Annotated in this window: 15 protein-coding genes; 6 read left to right on the top strand and 9 right to left on the bottom strand. The window is 65.9% G+C overall.

Going from position 1 to position 18,200, the window contains the following annotated elements; genetic code table 11:
- Both AB7F11_RS00075 and AB7F11_RS00070 read right to left on the bottom strand, forming a co-directional pair.
- Entirely contained in the window at positions 1-1,257 is a 1,257-nt protein-coding gene (locus tag AB7F11_RS00075; RefSeq protein ID WP_428288564.1) for a 3-deoxy-D-manno-octulosonic acid transferase, read from the bottom strand.
- Complete coding sequence (locus AB7F11_RS00070) at positions 1,254-2,654, bottom strand: 3-deoxy-D-manno-octulosonic acid transferase (RefSeq protein WP_428288563.1); 1,401 nt, start codon at positions 2,652-2,654, stop codon at positions 1,254-1,256. Before AB7F11_RS00070 ends, AB7F11_RS00075 begins: the two co-directional genes overlap by 4 nt.
- Positions 2,655-2,768: 114 nt before the next feature.
- Between AB7F11_RS00070 and AB7F11_RS00065 the strand changes: the two genes are divergently transcribed.
- The 5 genes from AB7F11_RS00065 to AB7F11_RS00045 are packed head-to-tail and all read left to right on the top strand — an operon-like array spanning position 2,769 to position 7,992.
- Positions 2,769-3,455: a cytidylyltransferase domain-containing protein gene (locus tag AB7F11_RS00065; protein WP_428288562.1), complete on the top strand. Its 687-nt coding sequence runs from the start codon at positions 2,769-2,771 to the stop codon at positions 3,453-3,455.
- A gap of 13 nt (positions 3,456-3,468) precedes the next feature.
- Positions 3,469-4,521 (top strand): N-acetylneuraminate synthase family protein, encoded by a 1,053-nt coding sequence (locus AB7F11_RS00060; protein WP_428288561.1) that lies wholly within the window; start codon positions 3,469-3,471, stop codon positions 4,519-4,521.
- On the top strand, positions 4,521-5,639 hold the full coding sequence (neuC, locus tag AB7F11_RS00055) for a UDP-N-acetylglucosamine 2-epimerase (protein WP_428288560.1): 1,119 nt from the start codon (positions 4,521-4,523) through the stop codon (positions 5,637-5,639). Before AB7F11_RS00060 ends, neuC begins: the two co-directional genes overlap by 1 nt.
- A 50-nt stretch (positions 5,640-5,689) precedes the next feature.
- Positions 5,690-6,895, top strand: coding sequence for an O-antigen ligase family protein (locus AB7F11_RS00050; protein ID WP_428288559.1), 1,206 nt, complete (start codon positions 5,690-5,692; stop codon positions 6,893-6,895).
- Between the two features lie 5 nt (positions 6,896-6,900).
- Complete coding sequence (locus AB7F11_RS00045) at positions 6,901-7,992, top strand: rhamnan synthesis F family protein (RefSeq protein WP_428299816.1); 1,092 nt, start codon at positions 6,901-6,903, stop codon at positions 7,990-7,992.
- 11 nt (positions 7,993-8,003) lie between these two features.
- Here the strand turns inward: AB7F11_RS00045 and AB7F11_RS00040 are convergent, their stop codons facing one another.
- From AB7F11_RS00040 to AB7F11_RS00010, 7 genes are all read right to left on the bottom strand, one after another.
- Entirely contained in the window at positions 8,004-9,368 is a 1,365-nt protein-coding gene (locus tag AB7F11_RS00040; protein WP_428288557.1) for a TolC family outer membrane protein, read from the bottom strand.
- 46 nt (positions 9,369-9,414) lie between these two features.
- The gene (locus AB7F11_RS00035; protein WP_428299817.1) at positions 9,415-9,753 is read right to left on the bottom strand and encodes a rhodanese-like domain-containing protein; all 339 of its coding nucleotides are present in this window, start codon (positions 9,751-9,753) and stop codon (positions 9,415-9,417) included.
- A gap of 25 nt (positions 9,754-9,778) precedes the next feature.
- Positions 9,779-10,483 (bottom strand): protein-L-isoaspartate O-methyltransferase family protein, encoded by a 705-nt coding sequence (locus tag AB7F11_RS00030; RefSeq protein ID WP_428291673.1) that lies wholly within the window; start codon positions 10,481-10,483, stop codon positions 9,779-9,781.
- Positions 10,484-10,523: 40 nt separating this feature from the next.
- Positions 10,524-13,697 carry an efflux RND transporter permease subunit gene (locus AB7F11_RS00025; RefSeq protein ID WP_428291674.1) on the bottom strand — a complete coding sequence of 1,058 codons (3,174 nt, stop codon included), beginning with the start codon at positions 13,695-13,697 and terminating at the stop codon, positions 10,524-10,526.
- Positions 13,698-13,707: 10 nt separating this feature from the next.
- Positions 13,708-14,853: an efflux RND transporter periplasmic adaptor subunit gene (locus AB7F11_RS00020; protein ID WP_428291675.1), complete on the bottom strand. Its 1,146-nt coding sequence runs from the start codon at positions 14,851-14,853 to the stop codon at positions 13,708-13,710.
- The gene (locus AB7F11_RS00015) at positions 14,850-15,554 is read right to left on the bottom strand and encodes a TetR/AcrR family transcriptional regulator (RefSeq protein WP_428291676.1); all 705 of its coding nucleotides are present in this window, start codon (positions 15,552-15,554) and stop codon (positions 14,850-14,852) included. The genes AB7F11_RS00020 and AB7F11_RS00015 overlap by 4 nt, the downstream gene beginning before the upstream one ends.
- Positions 15,555-15,623: 69 nt before the next feature.
- On the bottom strand, positions 15,624-16,817 hold the full coding sequence (locus AB7F11_RS00010; protein ID WP_428291677.1) for an acyl-CoA dehydrogenase: 1,194 nt from the start codon (positions 16,815-16,817) through the stop codon (positions 15,624-15,626).
- A 95-nt stretch (positions 16,818-16,912) separates the two neighbouring features.
- Here AB7F11_RS00010 and AB7F11_RS00005 point away from each other — a divergent pair, with 95 nt between their 5' ends.
- Complete coding sequence (locus tag AB7F11_RS00005) at positions 16,913-17,803, top strand: LysR substrate-binding domain-containing protein (RefSeq protein ID WP_428291678.1); 891 nt, start codon at positions 16,913-16,915, stop codon at positions 17,801-17,803.
- Positions 17,804-18,200: the final 397 nt, after the last annotated feature.

The raw sequence follows: 18,200 nt of genomic DNA, 5'->3' as shown, positions 1-18,200 counted from the left end.
TCAACCGGGCAGGTGCGAAAGAACGTGCGTGATCACCGCCTCCGCCTGCGGGTCCACCAGCGCAGCTGCTTCGGGATCGCGAGGCGTCGACCATGCAGCGACGACCGCTTGCACGATCTCGTCCACGTCGCGCACCAGCAGACTTTGTCCCAGGCCATCGAGCCGCTCGTAGCTCTCTGAAAAATTCCAGACGTCGGGTCCGTGCAGCACCGCGCAGCCCAGCGCCAGTGGTTCGTGGGGATTGTGGCCCCCCACGGGCGCAAACGATCCACCCACCAGCGCAATGGGCGCCAGCCGATACCAGAGGCCCATTTCGCCGATGCTGTCGGCCACGTAGACACCCGCATTCGTCGGCAACTGGGCGCCCAAACTGCGCAGCGGCGCATCGCCCGCCAGCGCCGCCACTTCGGCACCTCGCGAGGGCGCCCGGGGTGCGATCAGCAGCAGGGCTTCCGGCTGCAGGGCGCGCAGTCGCCCGTGGGCTTGCAGCGCCAGCGCCTCCTCCCCGGGGTGGCTCGACGCCAGCAACCACACCGGGCGCACTTGCAGGGCTTCACGCCAGGCCGCCAGCTCATCCACGTCACAACCCAGCGCCGGCACCAGCGACTTGATGGTGCCGCTCACGGTGATGCGATCGCGCGGCGCGCCCAGGCTCACCAGCGCTTGCGCCGTGGCCTCGTTCTGCGCGAACAGGTCGCGAAACCCCGGCAGCAGGGCCTGGTAAAGCCAGCGGCCCCATCGACGCCTGGCCAGCGATTCGAGGGAGAGTCGCGCATTGACCAGCACGCGTGGAATGCCGCGAGCGTCGGTGCCCGCGATCAGCGCGGGCCAAAGGTCCATCTCGCACCACAGCGCGAGCGAGGGCTGCCAGTGGTCCAGGAAGCGGGCCACCGCCTCGGGCGTGTCCACCGGCGCGAACTGGTGCTGGCAGCGCGTGGGCAGCCCGGTGCGTTTGAGCGCATCACCCGAGGTGCGAGCCGTGGTGGTGAGAAGAAAGCTGCAGTCGGGCCGCAGCGGTGCCAGGCGGGCGAACAGGCCGGCCAGCGCCATGGCCTCGCCCACACCCACGGCGTGGCCCCAGACCACCGTGCCTTCGGGTCGGTCGGCGTATTCGGTGCCCAGCTTCTGGCGCACGCTGCGCGGCGTTTCCTTGCCGCGCTGGAGCCGCCGTTCCAGGCCCCTTCGCCACACGGGCGCCATCGCAGCGGCCAACCCCAGGTAGGCCCGCAGCACCCAGGGCAGGCGCGCTTCGCTCACTCCCGACCCTCCAGCCAGGGCACCAGGGTGGTCATGTGGCGCTCCGTGGCGCCACCGTGCTCGGCATAGAACGCCTCGGCGCCCGCGATGGCGGCGGCGTAGTCGGCCGGCGATGTCAGCAGCTTCAGCAGGGCTTCGGCCAGGCTCGGAATGGTCATGTGCTGTTGCAGCACGCCAGCGGCAAGTGCTTCCACGCCGGGGTACTCGATGCCCCAGATGCTGGGGCCCACCATCACCGGTTTTTTCAGTGCCAGCGGCTCGATCACGTTGTGTGCGCCCAGTGGCACGAACGAGGCGCCGACCACCACCACCTGAGAAAGTGCAAGGTAGAAATACATCTCGCCCAGCGAGTCGCCCAGCAACACATCCACCGTGTCCATGTCGAGGGCATCTGTGGAGGGTGCCAACGAGGCGTCGAGCGTGCGACTGCGGCGCGCCACCTTCAGCCCGGCGCCTTCCAGCAAGTTGGCCACCGTGTCGAAGCGCTGCGGGCTTCGCGGCACATAGACCACCAGCAGGCGCGGCAGGTTGGCCGCCGCGAGGCCAGCCTGCACGCGTGCGATGGCGTCGATGAACTGCTCGTCCTCGCCGACGATGGCGCTGGCGAAGCACAGCACTGGCCGGCCGGCCGGCAGCGCGGTGGCCAGGCGCCAGGGCACAAGCAACGACTGCGCGGCGGCGAGCTGCGCGGGCGAGACCGGCAGATCGAAGCGCGTTTCCCCTGCAATCACCACGCGCTCGCAGCCCACGGCGCGAAAGCGTTGCGCATGCGTTTCCGATTTGCACAACACAAGCTCGTAGGCCTGGAAAATGCCGGCGCGAAAGCCGCCCCATCGGCGGTCACGCTCGATGCTCTTTTTCGGGTATTGCGCGTTGGCCATGCACAGCGGCACGCACTGGCGGCGGATGGTGGCAAGCAGCACAGGCCAGGTGTCGATCTCGGTCATCATGGCCGCGCGCGGGCGCACGCGGCGGATGAAGCGCCGCACTGCCCAGCCCAGTTCCAGCGGCACGAAAGCCACCTGTGCACGGCCCTGGGAAATGGCCTCCTCGAACAATTTGTTCGCGGCGCTGCGGCCTGCGGGCGTGAGCGTCGTCACGAGCACCGGAAAGCCTGCAGCGAGCAGTGCGCGCACCAGCGGCGCCGCACCGCGGATTTCGCCCATGGAGGCCGAATGCACCCACAGTGGGCTTTGCAGGCGGCTGGACACGGCGCCGAATCGTTCGCCCCAATGCTGGCGGTACAGCGGCTCGCGCTTGCCGCGCTGCCACAGGAACAGCAGGAAGAACGGCAGCAGCAGGTGCCACAACAGTTCGTACAGCGCGATCATGGCCGACAGGCGCCAGCCGGGCGGAAACGGGCGGGGCGATGGGCGGGAGGAAGAGGGCAGGGCCATCGGTGGATGCGGGGTGCGCTCGCCGGTAGCCCGGCAAAAGGCTTTCAGTATAGTTACGCACCTGCACACGCCTTCGCACCGTGCGGGCGCACCCCGCACCACAGGAAATCCATCATGCCCCTTTCCTCTCCGGCCTGGACCGCGGTCATCCCGCTGCGCGCCGGATCCAAGGGCCTGCCGTCCAAGAACATTCGCCCGCTGGCGGGCAAGCCGCTGTACCGCCACGCGCTCGATCAGGCGCTGGCGGCGGGCGCCTCCCGCGTGGTGATCACCACCGACATGCCAGAGGTGCTCTGGGCCGAGTTGCCGACCGAGGTGACGCTCGTGGAACGACCCGCCGAACTCGCTGGTGACCACATTCCCATGGCGCCGGTGTTGCAGCACGCGCTGCAGGCGGCCGACGTCCATGGCACGGTGGTGCTATTGCAGGCCACGTCGCCGCTGCGCCGCGCGGCCGACATCGAGTCCGCATTGACCGTCTTCTCCGGTGGCTATTTCGAGGTCGTCCTTTCGGTGACCGAAGCCGACCGGGGCGTGCTCAAGTGGGGCACACTGCGGGGCAACCGATTCCAGCCCCTTTCCGATCCGGCGTACTGCTTCGCCAACCGGCAGAGCCTGCCGCCGGTGGTGCGGCCCAACGGGGCGATCTATGTGCTGGACGCCGAAGGGTTCATCGCCCGTGGAAGCTTTGTCTCCGAACGCATCGGCGTGTTGCAGATGCCGCTGGAGCGCAGTCAGGACGTTGACACGCTGGAAGACTTCGAGCGCTGCGAAGCGCTGTTGAAACAGATCAGTCCCTGAAGGAAATCCACCCATGAAGATCGCCCATCGAGAGATCTCGCCCGCTCATCCTCCCCTGGTGGTGGCCGAGATCGGCATCAACCACGGCGGCAGCCTGGACGTGGCCAAGGGCATGGTGCTCGCCGCGCACCGAGCCGGTTGCGAAATGGTCAAGCACCAGACGCACTTCGTCGAAGATGAGATGACCGACGAAGCCAAGGCGATTTTCCCGCCCAACGCCGACAAGTCGATCTGGGACGTGATGGCCGAATGCGCGCTTTCCAGGGACGACGAGATTGCGCTCAAGACCTATGCCGAATCACTCGGCATGATCTACATCTCCACGCCGTTCTCGCGCGCGGCGGCCGATTTCCTCGCCGACATCGGCATCCCGGCCTTCAAGATCGGATCGGGTGAATGCAACCACGTGCCCCTGATCCGGCACATCGCCAGCTTCGGCAAACCCATCATCATGAGCACGGGCATGCAGACCATCGACGGCATGCGGCCATCGGTGCAGGCGCTCGACGACGCTGGCATTGAATACGCGTTGCTCGAATGCACCAACCTCTATCCCTCGCCACCCGAGATCGTGAGCCTGCAAGGCATCACCGAGTTGCGCAACGCGTTTCCGCGCGCCGTCATCGGCTTCTCCGACCACAGCATCGGTCCTGAAATGGCCATCTCGGCGGTGGCGCTGGGCGCGTGCATCCTGGAACGCCACTTCACCGACTCGCGCTACCGCAAGGGTCCCGACATTGCATGCTCCATGGACCCCGCCGAGCTCAAATTTCTGATCGACCGCTCGCGAGAGATCCACACCGCGCTGAACAACCCCAAGGTGCGCACCGCGCCCGAAGAAGACGTGTACCGCTTCGCGCGCGGCTCGATGGTGGCCGACCGCGATCTGGCCGCCGGGCATGTGATCACCGCCACCGACATCTGGGCGCGCCGTCCCGGCTCGGGCGAGATTTCGGTGCAGCACTTCGACCGGCTGGTGGGCGCGAAACTCACGCGCGATGTCAAGCGCAACCAGCAGCTGTTGTGGAGCGACCTGCACGGTGTGAAACCGCTGGCGAACACCTGATGGGCCAGAGGCTGCTTTTCGTCACCGGCACGCGGGCCGATTTTGGCAAGCTCGAGCCCCTGGCGCTCGCTGCGCAGCGGGCGGGCTTTGGCATCAGCTTCTTCATCACCGGCATGCACATGATGCGACGCTACGGCGAGACTCGGCTGGAGGTCAGGCGCTTTCCGAACGCCGAGTTCTTCGAGTTTGTCAATCAGCGCGAAGGCGATGCGCAGGACTTCATTCTCTCCAAGACGATCCTGGGGTTTTCCGATTTCGTGCACGAGCACCGCCCCGACCTGGTGGTGATCCACGGAGACCGCGTGGAAGCGCTCGCCGCGTCCATTGTCTGTGCCATGAAATACATCCCCTCGGCACACATCGAAGGCGGCGAGGTCTCGGGCACCATCGACGAGAGCATCCGCCACTGCAACACCAAGCTGTGTTCGCAGCATTTCGTGAGTTCGGAAGAAGCCCGCCAGCGCGTGCTGGCGCTGGGTGAACCGGCGGACCGCGTGCACAACATCGGTTCCCCCGAGCTCGACACCCACGCGCTGCCTTCGGGCGTGTCGCTGGCCCAGGTGAAAGAGCGCTACGCCATTCCATTCGACGACTTCGGCATTGCGATCTTCCACCCGGTCACGTCAGAGGCCGACACCATCGGCGCGCAGGCGCAGGCCCTGTTTTCGCGGCTGGAAGCGAGTGGGCGCCATTTCGTGGTGATTTCGCCCAACAACGATCCCGGCACCGAAGACATCTTTGCCGTGCTCCATCGCCTGCCGCCGGAGCGCTTCCGGCAGATTCCGTCGATGCGCTTTGCCTACTTTTCCGAACTCATGCGCCACGCCTCGGCCATGGTGGGCAACAGCAGCGCCGGCGTGCGCGAGGCACCTTTCCTGGGCGTGCCGAGCCTGGACGTGGGCACGCGGCAAAACAAGCGCGCCAGCGGGCCATCCATCACCGCGTGCGCGGCGGGCAATGTTTCGGTGATCGACCACTTCCTGCGCGAGACCTGGGGGCAGCGTTTCGCCTCTGACACCACGTTCGGCAATGGACATGCGGCGCAGGGTTTCGTGGAGGTGTTGCGCCGTCCCGGGTTCTGGCATCAGCCACTGCAAAAAGCGTTCTCCCGCGACTGATGTTGATCGACTCGCCCGCACCCACGGTCCTGCACCGCTTTCAATCCTCGATGGACCTGACCGCCCGCTGGGCGGCCGTGGCGCTGCTGCTGGGCGCGCCCACTTCGATCGCGCTGGTCAACATCGCCGTGCTGCTCATCCTGGTGTGCTGGCCGCTCTCCGGCCGCTACACCGAAAAGTGGGCACTGATCCGCCACCACCCCATCACGCTGCCCTGCCTGCTGATGTTCGCCCTGGTGCTCGTGGGCATCGCTTACACCGATGCACCGCGCTCCACCATCGGCACGCACCTCTACGTCTACAGCAAGTTCCCCATGATGCTGATGTTGCTCACGCTGCTGAGCGATCCGCGCTGGCAGCGGCGGGCACTGGTGGCCTTTGCAGTGGGTTCGCTGATCACGCTGGTCTCAACCTACGCCAACATCTGGGTTCAGGTGCCCTGGTCAGATTCCCACGTTCGCGGCTTCGGTGTCAGCCACAACATCTTCAACGACTACATCGCGCAAGGACTGGCGATGTCGTTCTTCACCGCACTGGCGGTGGTGTATGCACTGGAGGCCAAAGGCCGTGCTGCGCGCGTGGCCTGGTCGGTGGTCGCCGTGTTTGCGGTGTTCAGCATCACCCACCTGCTGCAAGGGCGCACGGGCCAGGCTGTGCTGCTGGCCATGTTCTGTGCGCTGGCGCTGGTGTCGGTGCCGGTGGTGTGGCGGTGGCGCGCCCTGGCAGCGGTGCTGTTGCTCATGGCGTTGCTGTTCGCGTCGTCCCCCCTGCTGCGGCAGCGCATCCTCTCCGGGTTTGCCGAATTCGGCCAGTACCTCGATGGGGGGGTGGTCAGCACCTCCATCGGCGCACGGCTGGACATGTGGAAAAACGCCTGGGAGATGTTCGTCTCCAGCCCGGTATGGGGGCACGGCACGGGTGGCTACCGCGTGTACTCGCTTCAGTTCTACAACGATGCAGGCCAGTGTGCGATTTCCTGCGTCCATCCGCACAACCAGTTCCTCTTCTTCGCTGCCGAGCACGGTGCGATCGGCGTACTGGCGTATGCGTGGCTGCTGCAACGCGCGTTCTCGGCGGGCTTGTCCCTGCAAGGGCGATACCGACTGCTGACGGTGTCGTTCATGGCGATTTTGTTGGTGGACAGCTTCATCAACGGCCCTTTCTGGGTCACTACAGAGCGGCACTTCTTTGCTTCGATGCTGCCCCTGCTGCTGGCCGGCTGGCGCCCCCAGGCAGCGCCCACCCCCGAGAGGTGACGGGCATGATTCCACGCTGGAAGATCGAACGAGAACTCCAGACGCTGCGCGAGCAGATCCAGTCGATTCCCGAGCGTCTGATCGGTCCCGCACGCCAGCGCCGGCTCGATGCCCGATTTCCCTCGGGCTACCGGATGCTCCACGGTGCCGCGCCCCTCACGTCCAGGGTGGCCATCTTTCTGGTGTACCAGCCGCGTGGCATGGCCGCCTCGGTGCTGGCCACCTGTCGGCATCTCACGAAACGCGGTTACGCCGTCTTGCTGGTGGCCAATTCGCCGGTGTCCTCGCTGGACCAGCAAGCCATGGGTTCCAGCGTGTGGCGCTTTGTCGAGCGGCCCAACTTCGGCTACGACTTCGGCGGCTACCGCGATGGCATTCGCCTGCTCTGGCACTGGTCGGTGTCGCCGGAGCACCTCATCATCCTCAACGACAGCGTGTGGTTCCCGCTGGACGAGGGCGAGACCATGATCCCATCCATGGAGCAATCCAGCGCGGGATTCGTGGGCGCGTTGCGCCATGTGGATCACCCGCAGCCCGAATCCGAACACGCAGGCATTTTTCTTTCGTACTTCTTCCACATCAAGCGAGCGGTGCTGAGTTCGACCGTGTTCCTGGATTACTGGAACCACTACGTGGCCACCAGCAACAAGTACCTCACGGTGCGCCGGGGCGAACGCGGCTTTTCGCGCACCTTGTTCGCAGCAGGCGTGCCCAGCGAAGGCCTGTACTCGCGAGAGCGGCTATTGCAGGCGATCGCCCGGCAGCCGGTGGAGGCCGTGGTCAAGACGCTGGAATACGGCGCCTACACCGACCCGCACCTGCAACAAGAGCGCGACCAGCTGCTGGGCGCGGGCGCTCGCGACGCCGCCTGGCGGGCGAGCGCGATGGCGCACATCGAGGCGGCCACGGCCAAACGCAATTTCCACTCGTCGTTCTGCTACGCCACCATTGGTCTGCTGGGCATACCGCTGCTCAAGAAGAACCGGGGCGAGCTGCAGGTCCGCATGCGGCGGCAGTACGTGCGCGCGGTGGAAGCGGGCGATCTGCCTCGCCCGGACGAGGCCACGTTCGCCGAGATCCGCGAAGCGGCGCGGTAGGGGAGTCGTGTCTAGGGCGCCAGCAGCGAATTGACGGGCAGCAGGTCGTCGGGCGCCAGCTTTCCGCTGGCCTGGCGCAGGCGCAGGCTGCCCAGCAGCACGTTGTAGCGCGCCTGGGCCAGGTCGCGCTTGGTCTGGAACAACTGGCTCTGCGCATTGAGCACGTCGATGTTGATGCGCACGCCGACCTGGTAACCCAGGCGGTTGGCGTCCAGCGCACTCTGGCTCGACGCTTCGGCCGCTTCCAGGGCCTTGACCTGGCTCTGCCCCGAGACCACGCCGAGGTAGGCACTGCGCGTGCTCAGGTCCACGCCGCGCCGCGCGGCCTCCAGGTCGGTGCGGGCCTTCTCCTCCAGAGACAGGGTTTCCCTGACCCGGTTCTGAATCGAGAAACCAGCGAACAGCGGCATGTTGAACTGCACGCCCACGCTGGCGTTGTTGGTGCGCACGTTGCCCGGCACGATGGCCACGTTCGATGGCGCACGGGCCACCTGGTACTGCGCCACCAGATCGACGGTGGGCTTGTGTCCGGCCTCGGCCTTGGCGGTCTCCAGTTTCGCGATCTCCAGACCGCGTGTGGCCTGCAGGATGGTCGGATGCGTTTCGTCAGCGAGGTTGACCCAGGCTTGCGGATCGGCTGGCAACAACGGGGGCAGCGCCACCGGAGCGATCAGCGGCCTGGGCGTGACGCCAGGTCGGCCCACGAGCTGGTCCAGCGCGAGCTTCTTGACCCGCAGGTCGTTCTCAGCGGCGATCTCGAGCGCCAGCACCAGGTCGTACTGCGCCTGTGCCTCGCGCGAATCGGTCACGGTGGTGGTGCCCACCTCGAAGTTGCGCTTGGCTGCGGCAAGTTGCTCGGCCACGGCGGCTTTCTGCGCCTGCACGAAGGTCAGTGTGTCCTGTGCGGCGAGCACGTCGAAATAGGCTTGCGAGGTGCGCAGGATCAGGTCCTGCTCGGCCTGGGTGAGGCGGGCGCGGGCGACGTCGATGGAGAGTTGCGCCTGCTCATCGGCGAGTTTGTTGGCGGGGCGGTAGAGCGGTTGACTGGCCGAAACGCCGGTGCTTTGGCTGTTGCTGGTCGAGTCGAGCAGGCTGTTGCTGCTGTCGCGTCTCGCCCAGCTCGCGGCAGCGGCCAGGCCTACCTGCGGCAGCAAGCCAGCGCGGGCCTGGGCCGCGCGGGAGAGGTCGGCTTCGTATTGCGAGCGCGCCGAGAGGTAAGTGGCATCAAAACCACGCGCGGCGTCGAACAGTTCCACGAGGCTCTGGGCCTGCGCGCTCGTGGCGGCGCCGAGCGCCAGCAGCGCGGCCAGTGCCATGCGGCTCAGGGCAGGCGGGCCGCGTCGTGCGGTGTAGGGCTGGGCGATCGGGGCGTTCATGGAATGTCCTTTGAAACGAGGCGGCGCAATGCGGGCAGTGGAGCGCTCAGTACACCGGCACGCCGGGGTCGAGCTCTTGCGACCAGGCGTGGATGCCGCCGTGAATGTTGACCACGTCGGTGAAACCGTTCTGCAGAAGGAACTGCGTCACCTGCGCGCTGCGTGCACCGTGGTGGCACAGGCAGGCGATGGGGCGTGCGCGGTCCAGTTCCAGGTAGCGTGCCGGCACGCTGCGCATGGGCATGGCCACCAGTTCGAAACCATCGGGGCGGACCGATGCGGTCTGGAGTTCCCAGGGCTCACGCACATCGAGTACCACGGGCACGGTGCTGCCTGCGGCGAGTTGCAGCCAGTCCTGGAACTGGGCGGGGTGGATGGCTTTCATGGGCGAATGCTGAGTGAGCGCGGCATCAGAAACGGAAGCTGGAAGGCGCAGGAAAGTTCCGCAGGCGCGGCGCGACGGTGTCCCATGGCTGAGCGGTCTGGAACGACGCATCGCCAGTGCGCGTGACGATGGTGGCGCGCATCATGGGCTCGAAGCCCACGATGGCGGCCAGTCGTCCACCCTTGGCCAGCAAGGCCAGCAGGGCGGGCGGCACCTCCGCCACCGAACCACTGAGCACGATGGCGTCGAACGGGCCATGGGTGGCGCAGGCCGCGAAGCCGTTGGCGGCCGCGTCGGCCTCGCGCACATCCACGTTGTGGATGCCCGCGGCCTGCAGGTTCTGGCGCGCCATGCGAACCAGCTCGGGATTGATTTCCAGCGAAACCACGCTGTGCGCGAGGCTCGCGAGCAGGGCTGCCATGTAGCCGCTGCCGCTGCCCACTTCCAGCACCTTGTCGGTGGGCTTGAGCGCCAGGTCTTGCAGCAGACGGGCCTCGACCCGGGGCGCAAGCATCGTTTCGCCTTCCACCGCCGGGTGGGTCAGGGGCAATTCCAGGTCGGCAAAGGCCAGCGACCGATGGGCCGTCGGCACGAAGTCTTCGCGGCGCACCCGTGCCAGCAGGTCCAGCACGCGCGCGTCCAGCACTTCCCACGGGCGGATCTGCTGCTCGATCATGTTGAAGCGCGCGAGGTCCGAATGGGTTTGAGGCAGGTTGTTCTGCGAGGTCATTTAATACTCCTTGGGGTATGTTATCTGAAGTTGCGCAATTTTACCGAGCGGCTTGCGTTTGCTCCTTGTTCGCCGGGGCCCAACCCAGGCGTCGCCGCAGCCAGACCGCCAGATCGTCCATGTAGCAATACACCACGGGCACCACCACCAGGGTCAGCAATGACGAGGTGACGACGCCACCGATGACGGCCTGGCCCATGGGTGCGCGCTGTTCGGAACCTTCGGTGAGCGCAAAGGCCAGCGGCACCATGCCGAACACCATGGCCAGCGTGGTCATGAGAATGGGGCGCAGGCGCACCCGAGCGGCCAGCAAAAGGGCTGTCTCGCGGTCCACCGGGGGACCGCCGGCGCGGCCTTCGCGGGCGCGAATCGCGAAGTCCACCAGCAGGATGGCGTTCTTGGTCACCAGGCCCATGAGCAGCACGATGCCGATCACCGAGAACATGCTCATGGTGGAGCCGAACATGAGCAGCGCGAGCACCACGCCGATCAGCGTGAGTGGCAGAGAGGTCATGAGGGCCAGCGGTTGCAGGAAGCTCTGGAACTGGCTGGCCAGGATCATGTAGATGAAGATGATGGCCAGCGCCAGCGCAGAAAGCGCGTAGCCGAAGGACTCCTGCATGTTTTTGGTCGAGCCGCCGAACTCGTAACGGTAGCCCGGCGGGAATACGACGGTATCGAGCGCCTGGCGGATCTCGTTGGAAACCTCGCCAGCCGAACGGCCGTACACGTTGGCGTTGATGGCCACTTCGCGGTTGAGGTTGCGCCGGTTGATCTGGTTGGGGCCGGTGGCGTCCACCACTTCGGCCACCTGGCCCAGGCGCACCACGCGCGCGGTGCCGTCGGCGGCGGTGCCCACCATGAGGGGCAGGCGGGCGAGATCGCTGGTGCGCTCGCGTTCACCCGGCGCCAGCCGCACGTTCACGTCGTAGCTCTGGCCGTCGGCAGCGCGCCAGTTGCCCACTGTGGTGCCGGCCACCAGCGTGCGCAGGCTCGCACCCACCGCAGCCACGTTCAGGCCCAGGTCGGAAGCCAGGTCGCGTTTCATCTTCACATCCACCGTGGGCTTGTTGGGCTTGACGCTGGCGTCCAGGTCGACCAGACCCACGATGGGGCGGATGCGCTCCATCACGGTCTGGGTGAGGCGATCCAGCTCGGCCAGGTCGTCCCCTTGCAGCGAGAACTCCACCTGCTTGTTGCCCCCCACGGCGTCGAGCAGGCCGACGTGCGTGACGGTGATGCCCGGCACGCTGCGCAGTCGCTCGCGCAGCCGGGCCGACATCGCGTCGGCACTGAGCGTGCGGTCCTTGCGGTCGACCAGGCGCACGTAGATGCTGGCGTACATCGCGCCCTGGGCGTTGCCGGTGTTCAGCGTGGACAGTGTGTACTTCACCTCGGGGAACTCGCGCAGGATCGCCTCAACCTGGCGCGTCTTGGCCTCGGTGGCCTGCAGCGAGGAGCCCACGGGCGTGTGGAAGCTCAGCGAGGTCTCGGAGAAATCGGCCTTGGGCACAAACTCGGTGCCCAGCAGCGGCAAGATGAACAGGCTGCCCACGAAGGTGGCCAGCGCCAGGCCCAGTGTGGCGGGCTTGTGTTTCAGCGACCAGCGCAGCGTGCCCTGGTAGGTGTCGGCCAGATCGTCCTGCAAGCGGTCAAACCAGCCTGTCACGCGGCCGATGGTGCGCCCGTACCAGGACCGATCGCCCTCAGCCTGTCGGAGGGTTGCAGGGTCGTGCCAGACCGAGGACAGCATGGGGTCAAGCGTGAAGCTCACGAACATGGAGATCAGCACGGCCGCCACCATGGTGATCCCGAACTCGTGGAAAAACTTGCCGATGATCCCGCCCATGAAGCCGATTGGCAGGAACACCGCCACGATGGACAGCGTGGTGGCCAGCACCGCCAGCCCGATCTCCTGCGTTCCGTCCATGGCGGCGTTGAACGGCGTCTTGCCCATCTGCACGTGCCGCACGATGTTTTCACGAACCACGATGGCGTCGTCGATCAGCAGACCCACGGAAAGCGTGAGCGCCATCAGCGTGATCATGTTGATGGTGAACCCGAACAGGTTCATGAAGAAAAAAGTGCCGATCAGCGCGATCGGTAGCGTGAGTCCGGTGATGACGGTCGAGCGCCACGAGTTCAGGAACAGAAAGACGATGAGCACGGTCAGCAACGCGCCCTCGATCAGGGTGCGGCGCACGTTGTCCACCGAAACGCGAATCGGGCGCGAGCCGTCGGCAATCTGTTCCAGTCGCATGCCGGGTGGCAACTCCGCACCCAGCGAAGCCACGGCGTTCTTGAGCCCATCGGTGACTGCGATGGTGTTTTCGTCCTGCGCCTTCTGCACCTGCAACAGCAGCGTGCGCTGGCCGTTGTAGAGCGCCAGGCTTTCCACCTCTTGCGTGCCGTCGCTCACCTTCGCCACCTGGCCCAGGCGCACGGCCTGGCCGCCGCGCCGCGCGACGATGATGTTCTCGAAATCCCGAGGGTTCTGCAGGCGAGAGAGCACCTGCACCACGCGCTCGGCCTCGCCGGCCTTGAGCGTGCCCACCGGCAGGTCCTGGTTTTCGTTGCGCACGGCGGTGTTGATCTGCTCGGTGGTCACGCCAAGCGCTTCCATGGCCGAGGGATCGAGGTCGATGTTGATCGCACGCCGCGTGGCACCGACCAGCGTGACCGAGCCAACGCCGCGCACATTCTCCAGGCGCTTCTTGAACACCTGTTCGGCCCAGGTGGTGAGCTCGACCGCGCTGGGCGCTTTGCCGTTCACTGACTGCGGGATGACCGCCACCGACCAGATGGAGCGGCTGGCCGGGTCGAAGCGCAGCACGCGCGGTTCCTCCACCTCGTCACGGAACACCGGGCGCAGGATGGCGATCTTTTCCCGCACATCCTCAGCCGCCTTGCGGCCGTCCACGGTGAGCTGGAATTCGATGATGACAATCGACTGGCCTTCGTAGCTGCGCGAGGTGAGTGTGTTGACCCCGGCGATCGCGTTGACCGCCTCTTCCACCTTCTTGGTGACCTCGGACTCCACGATCTCGGGAGATGCGCCGGGGTAGGCCACCTGGACCACCACCACGGGGAAGTCGATGTTGGGAAACTGATCCACCTGCAGGCGCTGAAACGAGAACAGGCCCAACACCACGAAAGCGATCATCACCATGGTGGCAAAGACCGGGTTGCGCAGCGAGACCTGGGTGAACCACATGGTCGGCGGCTCAGTTCGTGGCCAGCTTCACGGCCGTGCCTTCGCGGATCAGGCCCGCCTGCGCACCGAGCACCTGGGTGCCGGCGGGCAGGCCGGCAATCTCTCGCATGGGCTCGCTGCCGCGCAGGCCCGTGGCGCCACCGGTGACGGCAAGGTGCGCCACCGAGCCTTCGCGCACGATCTGGATGTAGGGCTGTGGTCTGTCGTTGCGCACCGCCGAAGCGGGCACGGCGGTCACCTGGACGGCACCCGTGACCAGGTGCCCCTGGGCAAACATGCCCTGGCGCATGCCGGGGGCCGCTGGCACGCGCAGGTACACCAGCACGCTGCGGCTGCCAGCCTGCACGCTGGGGTTGATGCGCGAGACCGTGGCCTGCACCGGATCGCTCAGGCCCTCGATGCGCAACATGGCGGTCTGGCCCACGCGCACCGAAACCGCGTCGGCCGGCGTGATGGCGGCCTCCATTTCAAAGGCAGAGAGGTCGACCACGTCGAACACGCGCGTGTCGATGCCCACGCGCTCGCCGTTCTGCACCAGCCGCGCCGAGATCTGACCGCTCAGTGGCGAGCGCAGCGTCGTGTCGGCCAGGGATTTTCGTGCGATGTCCAGCGCGGCCAGCGCGGCGCGGTGGTTGGCCTCGGCGGCAGACAGGTTGTTGGTGGAAGTCTCCAGCGCCGTGGCAGAGATGAAGCCCTGACGAACCAGCGCCTGGTTGTTGTCCATCGTTCGTCTGGCGATGCTCACCTGTGCCTGCGCCGATTCGGCTTGCTGCGCTGCCTGGCGCACGCGGGCCTGAGCCTCCGTGCTGTCGATGCGGGCGAGCACTTCACCGGCTTTCACCTCGTCGCCCTCGCGTTTGCTCAGACCCTGGATCTCGCCGGCGGTGCGTGCCTTCACCGCGGCGGTCTGCAAGGCCTTCACGGAGCCAGAAACGCCCACGGTCTGCGTGAGCTCCAGAGACTGCGCGGTCACCACGTCGCTCGCCGCCAGTGTGTAGACCGGCGCTTTTTGCAGAGACTCGGCGGCCGTGCGCGCAGCGGCAGCCTGGGTCTTGCGCTTGTCGAGTGCGCGCACCAGACCAACGCCGACGCCCGCCACCAGCATCGCCAGCAGCAACCATTTGATCCAGGTGGAGCGCGATCGGGCAGCGTTCATGGTGGAAATGGGGAGGGGGTGTTGGTCTGCATCCCGCGCAGCAGCAGATCGACCTGGTTGTCGATGAAGCCGATCGGGTCAATCTGCTCGGACGCGGGGCAGCACGGCGCCATGGAGTGCTTCCACATCAAGAGGAAGATCATGGGCGCAATCAGGCTGTAGACCGCGTACTCCAGGGGCATGGGCCGGAATTCGCCCCGGTCGATGCCTCGCTGGAGAACGCGGCGCAACAGGTCATGTCCCGGGGTGATGACCTCTTGCTGATAGAAGGCCGCGATTTCCGGGAACATGCCCGCCTCGCTCATCACCAGCTTGGTGATGCCTGAAGCCGCCGACATGCCGATGCGCTCCCACCACGAGTGCATGCAGTAGCGCAACAGTTCGGCACTGTCGCCGCTGAACTGCTGGAGTTCTTCGTTCCACTCGGTGAATCGACCGGCAATGTTTTCACGCACCACCGCTTTGAAGAGCTCTTCCTTGCTGGGGAAGTAGAGGAACAGCGTGCCCTTGGACACCCCTGCGCGCGCGGCGACTTCTTCCACGCGGGTCGAGGCAAAGCCCTTTTCCACGAAGAGCTGCAATGCCGCGTCGAGCAACTCACCCGGACGCGCTTCCTTGCGCCGGGCACGGCGCTGGCGCGGCTCGGTGTCGAAGTCGGAATCGGCTGCCGTCGGGGCGGCTGAAGTGGGTGAGGCAGGCATGGGCGCGGTTAATGACCAGTGGGTTATTAATGTAACCCATCGCCCGCACAGCGCGGTGTCGCGCCCGCTTCAGGAGAACGCCGCGATGCCCGTGATGGCGCGTCCGAGAATCAGGGCATGCACGTCGTGGGTGCCCTCGTAAGTGTTGACCACTTCGAGGTTCACCAGGTGGCGGGCGACGCCAAACTCGTCGGAAATGCCGTTGCCGCCCATCATGTCGCGCGCCAGGCGGGCGATGTCCAGCGCCTTGCCACAGCTGTTGCGCTTGAGGATGGAGGTGATCTCCACCGCCGCCGTGCCTTCGTCCTTCATGCGACCCAGGCGCAGGCAGCCCTGCAGGCCCAGGCTGATCTCGGTGAGCATGTCGGCCAGCTTTTTCTGGATCAGCTGGTTGGCGGCCAGCGGACGGCCGAACTGCTGGCGGTCCAGCACGTACTGGCGCGCGCGGAAGTAGCAGTCTTCTGCCGCACCCAGCGCGCCCCAGGCGATGCCGTAGCGTGCGCTGTTGAGGCAGGTGAATGGCCCTTTCAAGCCTCGCACTTCCGGGAAGGCGTTCTCTTCGGGGCAGAACACGCCGTCCATCACGATCTCGCCGGTGATGGAGGCGCGCAGGCCGACCTTGCTGTGGATCGCCGGGGCGCTCAGGCCCTTCATGCCTTTTTCCAGGATGAACCCACGGATCGCTCCCTCGTCGTCCTTGGCCCAGACCACGAACACATCGGCGATGGGTGAATTGGTGATCCACATCTTGGCGCCGGACAGGCTGTAGCCACCAGGCACCTTTTTCGCCCGCGTGACCATGCTGCCAGGATCGGAACCGTGGTTGGGCTCAGTCAGGCCGAAGCAGCCGATCCATTCGCCGGTGGCGAGCCTGGGCAGGTACTTCTGCTTCTGCGCTTCGGTGCCGAACTCGTTGATGGGCACCATCACCAGCGAACTCTGCACGCTCATCATGGAGCGGTATCCCGAGTCCACGCGCTCCACTTCGCGCGCCACCAGGCCGTAGCACACGTAATTCAGGCCGGCGCCGCCATAGGCTTCGGGAATGGTGGGGCCGAGCAGGCCGAGTTCACCCATCTCGCGGAAGATGGCCACGTCGGTCTTCTCGTGGCGGAAGGCTTCCGTCACGCGGGGCAGCAACTTTTCCTGGCAGTACGCCCGCGCAGCGTCCATCACCTGGCGCTCGTCGTCGTCGAGTTGCTGAGAAAGCTGGAAAGGGTCTTCCCAGCTGAAGCTGGCCTTGGCCTTTTGGGGGGAAAGCATGGTGTGTCTCCGGTCTGTGGATGGTGCGATTGTCGGTTGCACATGCATACTTGTCTAATATCGTCACTGTATTCACTGATCCAGAAATCATATTCATGGAATTCCGTCATCTGCGCTATTTCCTGGCGCTGGCCGAAGAGCTTCACTTCGGTCGTGCGGCGCAGCGACTGTCCATCACACAGCCGCCGCTCTCGCTCAACATCCAGCAGCTCGAAGCATCTGTGGGGGCGCAACTGTTCACCCGCAACAGCCGGGGCGTGCAGCTCACGGCGGCTGGGCAGGCTTTCGTGCCCGCAGCCAGGGCGCTTCTGGAGCAGGCTGGCCAGGCCGCCCGCGAGGCGAGGGAGGTGGCGCAAGGCATGGCGGGCAGTCTGCAGATCGGCTTTGCCGGCACCGTGCTGTATCGGGGCCTGCCTCAGATGCTCAAGGGGTTCGCCGCAGCGCATCCCAAGCTGCGCCTGACTTTGCGCGAGCTGAGTTCCAGCGACCAGCTCATCGACCTCTTGCACGAGCGTCTGGATGTCGGCTTCGTGCACACCACGCGCGTGCCCGCGGGTTTCTCGCAAATTCTGGTTTCCCGCCAGCCATTCGTCGCCTGTCTGCCTGCAGGGCACCCCTTGGCGCGGCGCAGGCGGCTCGCGCTGGGCACGTTGCAAGGCGAGCCATTCGCCATGATTTCGCGCAACGTGTCACCCGATTACCACGATCGCATTCTTGGCATGTGTGCCGACGCAGGGTTCTCTCCCGAGGTGAGCTATGAATTGCGCCACTGGCTCAGTGTGGTTTCGCTGGTCGCTCAGGGACTGGGTGTGGCACTGGTGCCCGCCGCGCTGCAACAGGCCAACTTGCCGGGTGCGGTGTTCGTGCCGCTGGATGCCGAAACCTCGCCCTACGAAACGCACTGCCTGTGGAAGACTGACAGAGACCAGGCTGCGCTGGGGGCTTTCTTGTCGGTCGTGCGTGCGGCCGCGCAGTTGGTACAGTGACGAGGCGCCCGAACAGCCATTCGTCCTGAGCTTGTCGAAGGGTTCTTGCGATGTTCGGGCGTGGGCTTCGACAAGCTCAGCCCGAACGGTGTATGGGTCAACGCGAAGGATGAATCACAGCCGTTCGCCCTGAGCTTGTCGAAGGGTTCTTGCGATGTTCGGGCGTGGGCTTCGACGAGCTCAGCCCGAACGGTGCATGGGTCAACGCGAAGGATGAATCACAGCCGTTCGCCCTGAGCTTGTCGAAGGGTTCTTGCGAAGTTCGGGCGCGGGCTTCGACGAGCTCAGCCCGAACGGTGCATGGGTCAACGCGAAGGATGAATCACAGCCGTTCGCCCTGAGCTTGTCGAAGGGTTCTTGCGAAGTTCGGGCGCGGGCTTCGACGAGCTCAGCCCGA

It is taken from the genome of Hydrogenophaga sp., assembly GCF_050250835.1.
Classification (GTDB): Bacteria; Pseudomonadota; Gammaproteobacteria; order Burkholderiales; family Burkholderiaceae_C; genus Hydrogenophaga.
The sequence above is the reverse complement of the archived record's forward strand: the minus strand, read 5'-3'. Positions and strand labels throughout refer to the sequence as shown.